The organism is Lysobacter sp. A286 (assembly GCF_054052105.1).
The window spans coordinates 43,696-58,417 of record NZ_JBSVRJ010000006.1 but is presented as its reverse complement, the minus strand read 5'-3'; the positions used below and the strand labels follow the sequence as shown (position 1 = coordinate 58,417).

Below are 14,722 nucleotides of genomic sequence, written 5' to 3'. Positions count from 1 at the left end.
CCATGCATGGCCAAGGTGGGATCAAGGCACGCGTGCCGCTACCCAGGCATCGACCCGTGTCACGCCGGCCCGACGCAGCGCGGTTGCCGCCGCATGCAGCGTCGCGCCGGTGGTCATCACATCGTCAACCAGTGCCACATGGGCGGGCAGCCGGATGCCGGGTCGCACGGCGAATGCATCGCGCAGGTTGCTCTGGCGACCGGCGGCGTCCAGGCGGGACTGCGGTGCGGTGGCGCGCTGCCGCATCAAGCCGTCGTCCCATACCGGGATATCCAGCATCCGCCCCAGCGGCCGGGCCAGCTCCAGCGCCTGGTCATAGCCGCGTTGGCGCAGCCGGGCATGGTGAAGTGGTATCGGCACCAGCGCGACCGGGCGCGGCAGGTGGGCAAACGCCTGCGCCATCAGGTGCACGAGCAGGCGACCGGCGGCGAGGTCGCGATGAAACTTGAAGCGGGGCAGCAGCCGGTCCAGTGGCGCATGGTAAGTGCAGGCGCTATGGGTCTGGGTCAACGGTGGTGGTTGAGCGAGACAAAGTCCGCAGATCGACGGATCGGGCAGTACGCCGGGTGGGCCGGGCTCGGGTGCCGTCGCCGGCAGCGGCAATGCACAACATAGGCAGGCATGGCGGTGCCACGGCAGATCCGCCAGGCAGGCGGCGCACAGGTCCAGGCCGCGCGTGCCGCGTGCGGTACAGACCAGGCAGCGACCCGGCCACAGCAGTTGCGGGGCGTCTTCGCGCAACCAGTTCGCCAGCCGTCTGCGGGTGCTGTCTTTCCGGGGTCGGGTTGGGTTGATGGTTCCGGCCATGACTTCCAGACTGCCATGCTGGCTGGGTCGTGACTGTCGGAAAACCGCCATGCCGGCTGTCGGTGGCCGCCTGGGTCGCGCTCGCCCGCCAGTGGGTCGCCGCGTCAGCCCGCGTGGCTGCAGATCGGGCCCAGCTTCGCCGCCTCCGCTGCCGGGACCGCGAAGTCGATCGAGGCCAGCAGGCCGTCGTCGGCCACGTTGTACCAGGCGACGCCGTTGGGGAACATCGTCACGGTGATGCCGCCGAAGCCGGACATGAAGGGTATCCATGTCGGCTGCGCGCAGCCGAGTTCTTCCTGCAGGTCGCGCGCCCAGAAGCCGTGCTGGTAGCGGTAACGCTCGAGTGTGGCCACCTGCAGCCCGCGCCGCTCGGGGTCGCGTTGCATGGCGGCCTCGAACATGGCCTCGTCGACGACCTGGTGGCCGTCGATGCGGCCGCGCTGTTCGCCGAGGAAGCGCGCGAGCTTGGCGATGTCGTCGCTGAGCAGTGTCAGGCCGAAGCCGAACAGCGGCTGGCGCACGTCGTCGTAGCTGCGACGGGTGACGCGCGCGGTGGGGCTCAGGCCCAGCGGCGCGAACACGTCGGCCCAGAGCACGTCGCCGAAGATGTCCTCGCCTTCGCGGCCCGGGAGGCGGCGCAGCGCCTGCTGCAGCACCGTCCCCAGCAGATAGGTGTCGGAGGTGTGGTAGACCCAGCGCGTTCCGGGTGCGACGTGGCGCGGATAGGCCTCGCAGGCAAAGGCTAGCCGGTGGGCGTGCGTGTCGGGTGCCAAGAAATCGCGCATGCGCGCGTCGTCCTCGTCGTCCATGTAGACGGGCGAGTCGTATTGCCCGGTGGCCATGTCGAGCAGGTGCTGGAAGGTGACGCCGGCCCACTTGTCGGCGAGACAGCCGCTGGCGTGCGTGAACGGGCCGACCGGCAGATCCTTTACGCCCGGGTGCAGCCGTTCCATCCGCATCAGTGCGAGCCCTGCGACCGCCGACTTCGCGACCGAATACGATGGGATGTCCAGAGCGTCGCAGTAGGGATACGCGCCATGGCGGGTGTCGCATCCGGAGCGGTAGTGGACGCCGTCGACCACGACGCCGTACGTGGTGCGTCCGCTCGCCGCGCCGATGGCGAACCTGTCCGGATCCACGCCCGGATGGTCGATGGTCAGTGCCGACAGCGACCGCACCGGCAGGCGGGCGGCAACTTCTGCGCGGTAGGCCGCGACCAGCGCATCGCGGCCGGCGACCGGCCCGGGCGTGTACTCCGCCTGCAGCGCGCCCCACATGTCCAGCTGCAGGTAGTGGCAGGTTTCGCTGCTGACCTGCATGGCGGCGTGCGATACGGCGCCGTCGTCCTTGAACAGCAGCATCAGCACGCCGTTGTGGGTGCAGTTGGCGTTCCGCTGCACCAGCGCGAAGGGGATCGCGGCGCGGGTCCAGCCACCGTCGCCTGGCTCGTCCCAGACGCGTCCGGCTTCGAACACCACCTCCCACCAGGGATGGCTGCCGGGGATCGGCCCGCGTTGCGTCGGAAGCAGGGCGTTGCCGTCCTGCACGAAGGTGATGTCGATGTCCTGCGGCAGCGTGCGTGCGGCTTCGACGTCGTTGTGGCCGAGGAAACCGTCCAGCGCCACGAGGGTGCGCGTGGACGGCTGGCCGGACAGGCGCAGGCGGCCTTCGAAGCGATGGCTCGGCGGTAGCGCGTCGGCGGCAGGCGCGTACGCGGACAGGTCGACGCTGTGACGGTAGGTACCCGAGAGCAGGGTGTCGCGGTCCAGCAGTTCGCGCGCGCCGGTGCTGGTGGCGACGAACATCGACAGCCCGGCGACGAGGCCTGCGAGCGCGCGCACCGCCGCCATCAGATCCCGCCGATGCACACGTACTTGAGCTCGGTGTAGTCGGCGAGGCCGTACTTCGACCCTTCGCGGCCGACCCCGGATTCCTTGATGCCGCCGAAGGGTGCGACCTCGGTGGAGACCAGCCCGGTGTTGACGCCGACGATGCCGCACTCCAGCGCTTCGGCCACGCGGAAGGCGCGCGCCAGGTCGCGGGTGTAGAAGTAGCCGGCCAGGCCGACCTCGGTGTCGTTGGCGAGAGCGAGCACCTCGTCCTCGCTGGAGAAGCGAAACAGCGGCGCCACCGGGCCGAAGGTCTCCTCGCGGGCGAGCAGCATCTCGGGCTTCGCATCCAGCAGCAGCGTCGGCTCGTAGAAGGTGCCGCCCAGGTCGTGGCGCTTGCCGCCCATGGCCACGCGCGCGCCCTTGGCCAGTGCGTCGGCGACGTGCTCTTCGACCTTCTCCAGCGCCTTGGCGTCGATCAGCGGCCCCTGGTCGGTAGCGCCGGCGAGGCCATCGCCGACGCGAAGCTTTGCGATCGCCTCGGCCAGCTTCCCGGCGAAGGCGTCGTACACCGCCTCGTGCACGAACAGGCGGTTGGCGCAGACGCAGGTCTGCCCGGTGTTGCGGAATTTGCTGGCCATCGCGCCGTCCACCGCGGCGTCGAGGTCGGCGTCCTCGAACACGATGAAGGGCGCGTTGCCGCCGAGCTCCATCGAGATGCGTTTCATGGTTTCGGCACATTGCGCCATCAGCTTCTTGCCGACGCCGGTGGAGCCGGTGAAGCTGAGCTTGCGAACCTTGGCGTTGCCGGTCAGCTCGCTGCCGATCGCCGCGGCGTCACGGCCGGTGACGATGTTGAGCACGCCGGGCGGCAGGCCCGCGCGCTCGGCCAGCACCCCCAACGCCAGCGCCGAGTACGGGGTCTGCGTTGCCGGCTTGCAGACCACGGTGCAGCCGGCGGCCAGCGCCGGCGCGATCTTGCGGCCGAGCATCGCCGAGGGAAAGTTCCACGGCGTGATCGCGGCGACCACGCCCACCGGCTGGCGCAGGGTCATGATGCGTTTGTCGGCGGCGTGGCCGGGGATGGTGTCGCCGTACATGCGCCGAGCTTCTTCGGCGAACCACTCCAGGTAGCCCGCCGCGTACGCGATCTCGCCCTTCGATTCGGCCAGCGGCTTGCCCTGCTCGGCGGTCATCAGCCGTGCCAGGTCATCCTGGTGCTCGAGCATCAGCTTGTGCATGCGCTTGAGGACGTCGGCGCGCTGCTTCGCGGTGGTGCTCGACCAGGTTTTGAAGGCGGCGTGCGCGGCGTCGATCGCGCGGCGGGTCTCGCCGGCGCCCATGTCCGGGATCGTGCCCAGCACGGCGCCCGTTGCGGGATTGCGCACCTCGCAGGTGCCGCCGCCGTCAGCGTCGCGCCATTCGCCGCCGATCAGGCCGCGGCTGCGCAACAGGTCGGGATCGGACAGGGACTGCGCGAAGGAGGAGGTCGTGTCGTTCATGGTCGTGCTCATGTCTGGGGTTCCAGTCGGTCGATCCGTCGTGCGGCGGCCAGCATCGCCACGCCGGACAGCGCCAGCGCCACGATCGCCGACGCGATCAGCAAGGGGAAGTCGTCGTCGTGCAGCAGCAGGCCGGCCGCCATCGGGCCGGAGGCCAGACCGAGCTTGGACATGAAGCCGCCCAGCGTCGCCAGGCGGCCGGACAGGTCCAGCCGCGACAGCATGCCGAACAGGTACGGCACCACGAACGACCAGGTGATCGCGGTGCCGACGTTGGCGATGAAGAACACCGGCTGACTGCCGCTCCAGAAGAAGCCGGCGGTGCCGGCCAGGGTGAGCAGCATCGCCACCAGCATCGGGCGCAGGCGGCCGAAGCGGGTGCCCATGAAGATCACCAGACCCGCGCCCGCGGCGCCGACCCACGTCGCCCAGCCGAGGGCCTGGCCGATGAAGCCGCGGCCGAGCTCGAAATGCTCGCCGAGGCGGATGATGAAGGCCGACAGCGCCATGTTGCCGGCCTGGAACAGGAACAACGCGAGCAGTGCCAGCAGCGCGGTGGTACGCGCGGTGCTGGACATGCGCTGCGCGACGGCGCCGTCGGCGGCCGGACGCGAGTCGGCCAGATGCGGAATCGCGAAGATCGCCACCAGCGCGCAGGCGGTCAGCGCCGCCAGCGACAGGAACAGGATCCGCGTGCCGAACTCGGGCACCAGTGTGGGCAGGAACATCACCCCCAGTCCGCCGAGGCCGAACTGCACCAGCAGCAGCATGCCGAACGCGCGGTCCGGCGAATGGGTCCTGGCCATCACCGAATAGGCGACGCCGACCGCCATGCCGCCGACCAGCCCGTGCAGCGCGCGCATAGCGGTGAGCGGGCCGGCGCCATGGATTGCCAACGAACCCAGGTCGAGCAGCAGTAGCAGTGACAGCAGCGCGAACAGCGTCGGCCGCCAGCGCACGCGTCGTACCAGCAGCACCGCGATGAAGCTGCCGACGCTGGCGCCGTAGATGTTGGCCGCGCCGACGGTGCCGGCCTGTGCGTTGCTGAACCCCAGACCGGTGATCAGGCCATCGACGATCGCGGACATGATGTTGACGTAGAAGAAGCCGGCGGTGGCCACCAGCGCCAGCAGGGCGTACAGCCAGAGCCGGTCCGGAGCCTGTGCGACGGGGGCGTCGATGGTGATGGTGGGCGCGTTCGTGTTCGCGGTGGCGGTCATGCGGCGGGATCCTTGCGGTTGTCGATCATGCGTTCGCCGATCGGCACGCCGGCATCTTCAAAACGCCGCCGCAACGGCGCGAGTTCGCGTTCGTGGTTCCGCCACAGCCCGACCGAGGAGCGGTAGACCGGCTGCCGCACCTGCGCCGCGCTGGCAGTCAGGGTCGGCTGCGGGTTGCGGTCGAAGGCCAGGCAGGCATCGTCCCAGTCCAGACCGGCGTGGGCGACCAGGCGGCGGCTCACGGCCTCGTGGTCGGCGACCAGGTCCTCATAGTCGACCTCCAGGAAGCGCTCCGCGGGCAGCACCCGCCGCCAGTGCGCCATCAGCGCGCTGTGGCCGAGCCAGTAGCGGCCGAGGTCGTCGAGGTCGTAGGAGAACGGATAGGCCATGCGGAACAGCGTCTTGTACATGGCGTAGCAGGCGTCCATCGGGTTGCGCCGCAGGTGGACGATGCGCGCTTGCGGCAGAGCCGCAGCGATCAACCCGAGGTAGAGGACGTTGCCCGGTGTCTTGTCGATCACGCGCGCGTGATCGCCGGCCAGCAGGGTGCCGCAGTAGGCGCGGCCCAGCGCGGCGAAGTCCATCTGCGCCGAGCGTCGCACCAGCTCGGCCTTGCCGCTGGCCGGGCCGGCCAGGCGCACCACCGCCTGCGCCAGGTCGGCGCTTTCGCCGCGGCTGGTCACCGCGCCGTGCGAGCTGAGGGTGCGGTCGACCAAGGTGGTGCCGCTGCGCGGCAGGCCGACCACGAACAGCGGCCTGGCGTCGTCGTGCCCGGCGTGCTGGCGCGCGAAGAAATCGGCGTCGAAGGTGTCGGCGATCAGCCGCATGGTGTCGAGGTCGTCCTCGACCCGGTACTGCAGCCGGCGCCTGCGTGCGCCGGCACCGCGCTTCAGCGCCGCGAACGAGGCGGCGTGCTCGCCCAGATCCTCGCGCTCCCTGGCCAGCGCGTGGCACAACGGCACGACGGCAGGATCGGCGTCGGGGATCTGCGCAAGTCGGGCCTCGATGTCGGCCACGTGGTTGCGCTGCGGTGTCTGCCGGCGCAGCGTGGAGCGGTTGTACCAGGCGTCGCCATCGCCGGGCGCCAGTCTTATCACCCGGTCCAGCGCCGCTTCCGCCTCGTCCAGCCGGCCCAGCGCGATCAGCGTGGTGGCGTGGTTGTAGAGGCAGGACGGATCGTCGGGGCGCTGCCCGACCGCAAGTGCGTAGCAGCGCTCGGCCTCATGGAACAGGCCGAGCAGGGTGTAGCGCAGGCCGAGCTCTTGCAGCACATCCGGCTGGCCACGGGCGTCCGCCGCCAGCGCATCCATTGCCGCGATGCACGTGGCGGCATAGCCCGCGCGATGGAAGTCGTCGATCCGCTGCAGCGCTTCGGCCGCGGCGGTGTCCGCCGCTTGGTCTGGCCGGCCTGCACTCATGTCAGAAACGGTAGCCGATCGTCACGCCCACGGTGCGCGGCAGTGCAATCAGCGCCTTGGAGCCGTTGCCGAAGTAGCCCTCCGAGGGTGCCGTGCCCATGTACTCCTCGGTGTAAAGGCCGCTGATGCCTTCCTCGTTGGCGAGGTTCTTCATCCACAGTGTCACGTCCCAGTTGTCGACGCTGTACGTGGCGGACGCGTTGAAGATCGGGAAGCCGTCGAGCGTGCGCTGGAACTTCGGGTTGAGGCTGAGCGCGTTTTCCGATTCCGACTGGTAATAGGCGTCGCCGCGCAGCGTCAGCAGGCCGCGGCCGACCGGGATGCCATAGCTGCCGGCGGCGTTGAAGCGGTGCTCGGGTACGCCGGGCAGCGAGTCGCCCTTGTAGCCGTAGAGGTAGGCACCGTCGGCGGCGATGGCATCGGCCTCCAGCTGCGCCTTGGTATACGTATAGCCAAGGCTGTAGTTGAAGCCTTCGCCGAGGCCGCCGGACAGTTCCAGCTCGACGCCGCGGGTGCTGGCCTTCTCCGCGTTCTGCACCGCGAAGAAGCCCCACCACGTGGTCGAACTGTTGACCTGCGGGTCCTCCCAGTCGACGTAGAACACGTTGGCGTTGTAGGTGTTGCGGCCGATGCGGCCCTTCACGCCCAGCTCGTGGTTGCGCACGGTGTCGGACTTGTAGGTGGTCCAGGCCGGGTCCTCGGCGAAGTTGCCGGTGGTCGGCGTGCCGTTGGTGCCGCCGCGGCGGTAGCCTTCCGAGATGGTGGCGTAAAGCTGGCTGTCGGCGCTGAAGAACCACGACGCGTTGCCCTTGAACAGGGTGCGGGTGTCGCTCTCTTCGCCGTGCGATTGCGAGCTGTCGACCAGCGACGCCCAGTTGCTGGTGGTCTGCGCGACGTCGGTCTCCGCCTCGTGGCGGAAGTGGCGGAAGCCGCCGGTGAACTGCAGGCTGTCGGTGGCGTGCCAGGTCAGCTCGCCGTAGACCGCAGTCTCCTTGAAGTTCTCGTCCTGGCGGTAGTCGTAGTCGACGTCGCTGATCACCGCGCCCTCCGCGCCCGGGAAGGCGGCGTCCCACCAGTTCTTGAAGCCGCGCAGGTAGCTGATCTGGGTCGCGAAGCGGTCCTGGTCCTGGTAATAGGCGCCGACGACGTAGTCGAACGCACCATCGGTCTTCGAGATCAGGCGCAGCTCCTGGGTGAAGGCTTTCTCGCCGTAGCTGCGGTCCGCGGTGGCCAGCGGCCGCGGGTAGTTGTAGTAGAAACCGAGCCAGCCGTTCTGGGCGTAGAAGCCGGTGTTCTCGCTGGTGATGTCGCCCTCGTGGTTGTAGGACGAAGTACTGGAGGTGAGCGTGGCGAAGCCGAGGTCGACGTTGGCCTCCAGGCTGGTGAGGTTGACGTGGCGCGCGGCCGGTTCGCGCTGCACCGAGCCGACCTCGAGGTCGCCGTAGGGCTCGCCCCAGCCGTCGCTGCCCAGGCTGGTGGCGCGGCGGCCGCCGAAGCGGTCGGCCTGGGCCATGTAGCTCAGGGTCAGGTCGAAGGCGTCGTTGGGCTTCCACAACATCGAGGCGCGGCCATAGTTCTGGCGCACGGTGTCGGCGTCGCGGGCGTTTTCGTACTCGGCCGTCGGGGCGAGGATGCCGTCCGGAGCGGTCGGGACGCCGTCGCCGTCCAGGCGGTAGACGTTGCGGTAGTCGGTGGCGCCCGCGAAGTCGTTGCCGGTGACGTTGAAGCGCATGGCCACGGTGTCCGATACGGGGACGTTGAGTGTTCCCGATCCCGACCAGCCGATGCCGCCGGAGTTGTCGACGCTCGACGCGCTGACGCTCGCCCGCGCGTCCCAGGTATCCAGCTCGGGCTGGCGCAGCAGGAAGCGCACCGCGCCCCCCAGCGCGCCCGAGCCGTACAGCGTGCCCTGCGGCCCGCGCAGCACCTCGACGCGGTCGATGTCGGAGAGCAGGAAGTTGGCAAACAGCGGGGTCTTGTCGATGTACGTGGCCACCGGCGACATCGCCGAGACCGCGTAGTCGCCCAGCGCCGAGCTGTCGACGTTGAGGCCGCGGATGCGGATGCCGCTGACCACGCTGGAGTTGCGCGCGCCGCGGTCGACCACGGCCACGCCGGGGACGCTGCGCATCAGCTCGGCGGTGTCGAGGATGTGCCGGTTCTCGATCGCCTCGCCGGACACCACGCTGATGTTGTAGGGCACCGTCAGGATGTCCTGCTCGCGTCCCTGTGCGGTCACCACGATGGTGTCGAGCTCGGTGGGCGTGCTGGCCGGTTCGTCGGCCGGTGGCGCCTGCTGTGCGAACGCGGGCGCCTGCGCCAATAGTCCGACCATGATCGCGACGGCGAGCGGAGAACAGCGAGGGCGATAGTGGTGCGGCAGGGTCTTGCGTGTGTGCGTTGCGTTCATGTTCTCGGCCTCCCCAGGCAAGAATTTGGAAACGTGGCGGATGGGTTGCGGGCTCATTCGGCCCCGGGCAGTTGCAGCGGCCCGAGTGCGTCCAGTGCGGTCGAGGGCGCCGACGCGGCGCCGTAGGCGGGAAACACGGCAGTGCTGTCGCGGAAGCTCTTCAGTGGCTGCCCGAGCCCGTTCCAGCCGCGTTCGCGGCAGCGGCGGACGTGGGCGAAGTCGACCTCGAACGCGATCACCTCGCGCCCGCTGCCGGCCTGGTGGATGACCTCGCCGCCGGGTCCGCAGACCACCGAGCGGCCGACGCCGAGCTGGCCGGCGACGTTGATGTCGACGAAATAGCACTGGTTGGTGGTCGCGCTGGCACGGGCGATCGCGAGCTCCGCCTCGCGGTCGATGGAGTTGGTCAGTGTCGGGTGCAGGATCACCTCCGCGCCCAGGGCGACCAGCGATCGCGTGGTCTCCGGGAACCACATGTCGTAGCAGATCGACACGCCGAAGCGGCCGGCGCCGGGCACGTCGAACACCACGAACTCGCTGCCGGGCGCGACATCGCGCTCGTAGGGCGCGAACGGGAACATCTTGCGGTAGCGCGCGATGACGTTCCCTTCGGGGTCGATCACCGGGGTGGTGTTGTAGACCTTGTCGCCGTCACGTTCGTACAGCGAACCGGGGATCAGCCACAGGCCGTTGTCGCGGGCGATGCCGCGCAGGATCTCTTCGGCGTCACCGGGCAGGCACTGCGCGTGGCTGGTGTTGGCACCAAAGCAGCCCAGCTCACCCAGCAGCACCATCCTCACCCAGGGGAAGCGCCTGGCGACCTGGGAGACCTCCTTCGCGATCCGCTCCAGGTTGTCGCCCGACGCGAGGTCGAGCTGGAGTCCGGCAATTCCGAAGGAGGGTGAAGAGTTTCGGTTCCCCAAGGCGTGATCCTGTTCGATGTCGATATGCCCGACGGTAGGCCCGGCATCGCGGCTGCGCTTAGATCCAGTTGGGGACAAGCGGTGGAGCCAGTGGGCTCACCTGCGCCGATGCGCCGGGGTCTTGCGGGTCAGCACCGCGGTGTCGACCAGCAGGCCGTCGTCGCCATAGAAGCGCACCTGGTCGCCGTCCAGTACCACGGTGAAGCCGGACGCCTCGCCGTAGGCCCAGGACCGCCACTGCCGGTACCAGCGGCCACCCTCAACCCACCAGTGGCCCTGGTCGCAGTCCTCGTCGGTGTAGCCGGCGGTACCGGACAGACCGCCGGTGGTGTGGATCTCCAGCGTGCAGGGCTCGCCGTAGACGGTGCTGTAGAGCAGGGTGCTGCCGGCCATGGCCCGGCGCAGCGCCCTGCCGGCCACCGGCGCCGCGGTCTCGTCCCCGATGCGGCGCGAGGCCGGTGCCAGGTCGCCGCGGACCAGGTGCGCGAGGTGGCGCACGCCTTCGCGGATGCGGGAGGCGGTGATGCCGGTTACGCCCATGCACAGTGCCTCGCGGCCGTCGGCGTAGCGCATCGGCTCGACCAGCACGCCGATCAGAGCCGCCTGGCGCGCCAGTTCGCGCGCGTCCATGTCGGTGCCGAAACTCACCCGGTACGCGCTGGCACCGGGCGAGGTATCGATGCTGACCATCTCGTGCAGGTAATGGTTGAGTGCGTCGCGCAGCGCGGTGCGACGTTCGGCCAGGATGCGGCCGGCGCGCACCAGCGACGCCGAGTAGTGCCCCAGGCCGATGAAGTAGGCCCATGCGCGCTGCAACACGCGCGGTGGCACTGCGCCCTGGTGGCGACGGAGCCGGCGCGCGCGCTCGATGAAGGCTGCCGGTGCCACCAGCACGCCTGGAGGTTCGCCGCAGGAGGCCGACGGCGCCAGGCTGCCGACGTAGACCACCCGGCCTTGCTGGTCCAGCGCGCGCAGTGCCGGTGCGACGCGGCCGCCGTCCTGCACGCCGGCCGGGACATCCTGCTCGATCAGCAGCCCGTCCGCTGCGGCGACGCGTTCGAGCAGTTCACGCGGATAACTCGACTCGGCCGCGATGCCGTGGCGCGCGCTGGTGACCACCACCACGCCGGCCGGTAGCGGCTCGCGTGAGGTCGGGTCGAGGATCGTGACTTCCACGTCGCGCCGGCGCAGTCGGCGTTCGAACTCGGCATCGATCGGCCGCTCCAGTGCCACCCGGGTACCGCGGCGGATCAGGATCTCCGCGGCGAGATACAGCGCCTGAGCGGCCGAGATCGTCATCAGCAGTTCGTCGGCGCCGGCTTCGATGCCGCGCATGGGCAGCACCTTGCCGCGCATTTCCTCAACCAGCATCGAATCGTCGCGACTGCCGGCTTCGAGCGGCCATTCCACGACCTCGTGGCGCGAGCCCGCGAGGCGGATCGCCTCGCTCCACTCGGCCACCGGCGCCAACTCCCGGTCCACGCGTCCGTCGATGAACGGGAACGGGTAGCGGTGCCAGTGTTGCGGACACCGGAAGCCATCCTCCTCCGGTGCCGGAGGCAGGCGCGAGGTCAGTGGCGATGGCGGCTCGATGCCGCGCGCCGCCCGGCCCACCACCGGTCCGGGTGCGCGCGCCGACACGTACAGGCCGCTGCGCGGACGGCTGCTCAGGTGGCCCTCGGCGAGCAGCGCGTCATAAGCGAGGCTGACGGTGTTGCGCGACACGCCGATCCGCTCGGCCAGCAGGCGCGAGGACGGCAGCCGCCGCCCCGGTCTCAGGGCACCGCGAAGGATCGCATCGGTGACCTGCTGCCGCAGCTGCTGCTGCAGGCTCAGCGGGCTGCCCGGATCCAGGGTGATGGACAGCAGGTCGGCGGTGCAGGGCTGGTTCTTCATCGCATCGTCAGTCGGCCTTCAGGGCATTCTCCAGCAGCGCCATGCCCTCCTCGAAGACGGCGTCGGTGATCGTCAGCGGGTACAGCAGCCGGATCGATTCACCCTGGCCGCCGCAGCCCAGCAGCACCAGGCCCAGCGCATGCGCACGCTGCAGTACCGCGCGGGTCGCGGCCGGATCGGGCTCGGCGTCGCCGCGCCTGGCCAGCAGGTCGAAGGCGAGCATCGAGCCCAGGCCGCGGACGTTGCCGATCGGCCGCAGGTCGTCGCGCTGTGCGAAGGCCGCCAGGCGCTCCTCGACCCGCTTGCCGAGATCGCGCGCGCGCTCCAGCAGCGCTTCTTCCTCGATCACGTCCAGCACCGCCAGCGCGGCGGCGCAGGCGATCGGCGAGCCGGCATAGGTGCCGCCCAGTCCGCCGGGCTCGGCCGCGTCCATCAGCGCCGCGCGGCCGATCACGCCGGACAGCGGGAAGCCGCCGGCAAGCGACTTGGCCACGATCATGAGGTCGGGGCGGACGCCGGTGTGTTCGATGCCGAACATGCGCCCGGTGCGGCCGAAGCCGGTCTGGACCTCGTCGGCGACCAGCACGATGCCGTGCTCGTCGGCGATCCGTCGCAACGCGAGCATCAGCTCGGTCGGCGCGGGCAGGAAGCCGCCTTCGCCCTGAACCGGCTCGATCACGATCGCCGCGACGTCCTCGGGCGAGACGTCGGTGCGGAACAGGGCATCCAGCGCAGCCAGACTCTCTTCCACCGTGCCGCCCGTGTGCGCGGCCGGGAACGGCAGGTGGTGGACGTCGCCCGGCAGGGGGCCGAAACCGCGCTTGTACGGCACGGTCTTGCCGGTCATCGCCATCGCCATGAAGCTGCGGCCGTGGAAGCCTCCGGAGAAGGCGATCACCGCCCGGCGACGGGTCGCGGCGCGGGCGATCTTGACCGCGTTCTCCACCGCCTCGGCACCGGTGGAAAACAGGATGGTCTTGGCCGGGCCGTCGATTGGCGCCAGCGCGTTCAGGCGTTCGGCCAGCGCCACGTAAGGCTCGTAGGCCATGACCTGGAAGGCGGTGTGGGTATAGCGGTCCAACTGGTCGCGCACCGCCGCCATCACTTTTGGATGGCGATGGCCGACGTTGAGCACGGCGATGCCGCCGGCGAAATCGACGAAACGCTTGCCGTCGGTATCCCACAGCTCGGCGTTCTCGGCGCGGTCGGCGAAGTTCGACATCGCGGTCGCCACCCCGCGGGGAATTGCGGCGATGCGGCGCTGTTGCAGTTGGGTGTGGTCGGTCACGGTCTAGGCTCCTCGGGCTATGGGGCCAGATTGCGAGGGCCACGCTGGCGATCATAGGGCCAGAGTGCGACGGTCGCTGGTGCCAGTCACTAGTACAGCGCACGCCAGCGCGCGGGCGGCTGGGCGATGCATGGGGCGCGTTAGCACCACCTGCAGCGTGCATGCCGGCTGGTCTTGCGTTGTGGTTGACTGTCAACTTTCTTGGGAGCTATTTGGTTGACAGTGCAGGCCATGCTTTCCAGACTGCCACGTTTAGCCTTGTCGTCATCTGTCGGAAAACCGCCATGCCTGCTGTCAGTGAAACCACCGCCCGCGATCCAGCTGTCGCGCCGCCCCGGATCCGTCATGACTGGACCCGCAGTGAAGTGCGCGCCCTGTTCGACTTGCCGTTTCCCGAGTTGCTGTTCCGTGCGGCCAGCGTGCATCGCGCCAACTTCGACCCCAACGAGGTCCAGGTCAGCACCTTGTTGTCGGTAAAGACCGGCGGCTGCCCCGAGGATTGCTCCTACTGCCCGCAGGCGCAGCGCTATCACACCGGGGTGGACGCGCAGAAGCTGATGTCGACCGACGCGGTGCTGGACAAGGCGCGTGCGGCCAAGGCGGCCGGCGCTTCGCGGTTCTGCATGGGCGCGGCGTGGCGCTCACCGGCCGACCGCGACATCCCGAAGGTCGCCGCGATGATCCGCGAGGTGAAGGCGCTAGGGTTGGAGACCTGCGCGACGCTGGGAATGCTCAGCGGCGGCCAGGCACAATCGTTGAAAGCGGCGGGGCTGGACTACTACAACCACAACCTGGACACCGCGCCGGAGTTCTACGACCAGATCATCCACACCCGCGACTACCAGGACCGGCTGGATACGCTGGCCCACGTGCGCGGCGTCGGCCTGAAGACCTGCTGCGGCGGCATCGTCGGGTTGGGCGAGTCGCGCGACCAGCGCGCCGGCCTGCTGCAGACGCTGGCCAACCTGCCGTCGCATCCCGAGTCGGTGCCGATCAACCGGTTGGTCAAGGTCGAGGGCACGCCGCTGGCCGACGACAAGAACCTGGCCGAGCTGGATCCATTCGAGTTTGCCCGCACGATTGCCGTGGCGCGCTTGCTGATGCCGTTGTCGATGGTGCGCCTGTCCGCCGGGCGTCAGCAGATGTCCGACGAGTTGCAGGCGCTGTGTTTCGTGGCCGGCGCCAACTCGATCTTCTACGGCGAGAAGTTGCTGACCACCGACAACCCCGAGACCAACCGCGATCGGGCCTTGTTCGAGCGCCTGGGTCTGCGGCCGATGCCGGTCGTCGAGCAGGCACCGCCGCCGGGCGCGACCGTGCACGCCGACATCGTGGAGACTGGCCGCATCGAGGCGAACCACATCGAGATTGAAACCCGGGATACACTTCCCGGCATGGATACCGTCCGCACCGCCGGCGTAGTCTGAAC

General features: G+C 69.5%; 10 protein-coding genes. 1 reads left to right on the top strand and 9 read right to left on the bottom strand.

All coding sequences use genetic code 11. The annotated features are described in order from the left end of the window. Nucleotides 1-21: 21 nt before the first annotated feature. The 9 genes from ACW7G0_RS13885 to gabT all read right to left on the bottom strand — a co-directional run bounded on the left by ACW7G0_RS13885 (nt 22) and on the right by gabT (nt 13,293). The gene (locus tag ACW7G0_RS13885; protein WP_456990556.1) at nt 22-807 is read right to left on the bottom strand and encodes a double zinc ribbon domain-containing protein; all 786 of its coding nucleotides are present in this window, start codon (nt 805-807) and stop codon (nt 22-24) included. A 104-nt stretch (nt 808-911) separates the two neighbouring features. After that, entirely contained in the window at nt 912-2,657 is a 1,746-nt protein-coding gene (locus tag ACW7G0_RS13880) for a serine hydrolase (protein WP_456990537.1), read from the bottom strand. Beyond that, nucleotides 2,657-4,150: an NAD-dependent succinate-semialdehyde dehydrogenase gene (locus ACW7G0_RS13875; protein ID WP_456990535.1), complete on the bottom strand. Its 1,494-nt coding sequence runs from the start codon at nt 4,148-4,150 to the stop codon at nt 2,657-2,659. The genes ACW7G0_RS13880 and ACW7G0_RS13875 overlap by 1 nt, the downstream gene beginning before the upstream one ends. Then, complete coding sequence (locus ACW7G0_RS13870) at nt 4,147-5,358, bottom strand: MFS transporter (protein ID WP_456990533.1); 1,212 nt, start codon at nt 5,356-5,358, stop codon at nt 4,147-4,149. The genes ACW7G0_RS13875 and ACW7G0_RS13870 overlap by 4 nt, the downstream gene beginning before the upstream one ends. Next, nucleotides 5,355-6,776 (bottom strand): sulfotransferase, encoded by a 1,422-nt coding sequence (locus ACW7G0_RS13865; protein ID WP_456990531.1) that lies wholly within the window; start codon nt 6,774-6,776, stop codon nt 5,355-5,357. Before ACW7G0_RS13865 ends, ACW7G0_RS13870 begins: the two co-directional genes overlap by 4 nt. A gap of 1 nt (nt 6,777) precedes the next feature. Beyond that, nucleotides 6,778-9,186 carry a TonB-dependent receptor gene (locus tag ACW7G0_RS13860; protein ID WP_456990529.1) on the bottom strand — a complete coding sequence of 803 codons (2,409 nt, stop codon included), beginning with the start codon at nt 9,184-9,186 and terminating at the stop codon, nt 6,778-6,780. A gap of 53 nt (nt 9,187-9,239) precedes the next feature. Further along, entirely contained in the window at nt 9,240-10,109 is an 870-nt protein-coding gene (locus ACW7G0_RS13855) for a carbon-nitrogen hydrolase family protein (protein WP_456990527.1), read from the bottom strand. 96 nt (nt 10,110-10,205) lie between these two features. Next, nucleotides 10,206-12,005, bottom strand: a complete 1,800-nt coding sequence (locus ACW7G0_RS13850; RefSeq protein ID WP_456990525.1) for an aminotransferase-like domain-containing protein — start codon at nt 12,003-12,005, stop codon at nt 10,206-10,208. A 7-nt stretch (nt 12,006-12,012) separates the two neighbouring features. Further along, a complete protein-coding gene (gene gabT, locus ACW7G0_RS13845; protein WP_456990523.1) occupies nt 12,013-13,293 on the bottom strand; it encodes a 4-aminobutyrate--2-oxoglutarate transaminase in 1,281 nt (426 codons plus the stop codon). A 284-nt stretch (nt 13,294-13,577) separates the two neighbouring features. Here gabT and bioB point away from each other — a divergent pair, with 284 nt between their 5' ends. Next, entirely contained in the window at nt 13,578-14,720 is a 1,143-nt protein-coding gene (gene bioB, locus ACW7G0_RS13840; RefSeq protein ID WP_456990521.1) for a biotin synthase BioB, read from the top strand. Nucleotides 14,721-14,722: the final 2 nt, after the last annotated feature.

Bases quoted from the DNA above. Each gene is read 5' to 3' on its own strand.
- ACW7G0_RS13885 (WP_456990556.1), bottom strand. From the start codon at position 807: ATGGCCGGAACCATCAACCCAACCCGACCCCGGAAAGACAGCACCCGC.
- ACW7G0_RS13880 (WP_456990537.1), bottom strand. From the start codon at position 2,657: ATGGCGGCGGTGCGCGCGCTCGCAGGCCTCGTCGCCGGGCTGTCGATG.
- ACW7G0_RS13875 (WP_456990535.1), bottom strand. From the start codon at position 4,150: ATGAGCACGACCATGAACGACACGACCTCCTCCTTCGCGCAGTCCCTG.
- ACW7G0_RS13870 (WP_456990533.1), bottom strand. From the start codon at position 5,358: ATGACCGCCACCGCGAACACGAACGCGCCCACCATCACCATCGACGCC.
- ACW7G0_RS13865 (WP_456990531.1), bottom strand. From the start codon at position 6,776: ATGAGTGCAGGCCGGCCAGACCAAGCGGCGGACACCGCCGCGGCCGAA.
- ACW7G0_RS13860 (WP_456990529.1), bottom strand. From the start codon at position 9,186: ATGAACGCAACGCACACACGCAAGACCCTGCCGCACCACTATCGCCCT.
- ACW7G0_RS13850 (WP_456990525.1), bottom strand. From the start codon at position 12,005: ATGAAGAACCAGCCCTGCACCGCCGACCTGCTGTCCATCACCCTGGAT.
- bioB (WP_456990521.1), top strand. From the start codon at position 13,578: ATGCCTGCTGTCAGTGAAACCACCGCCCGCGATCCAGCTGTCGCGCCG.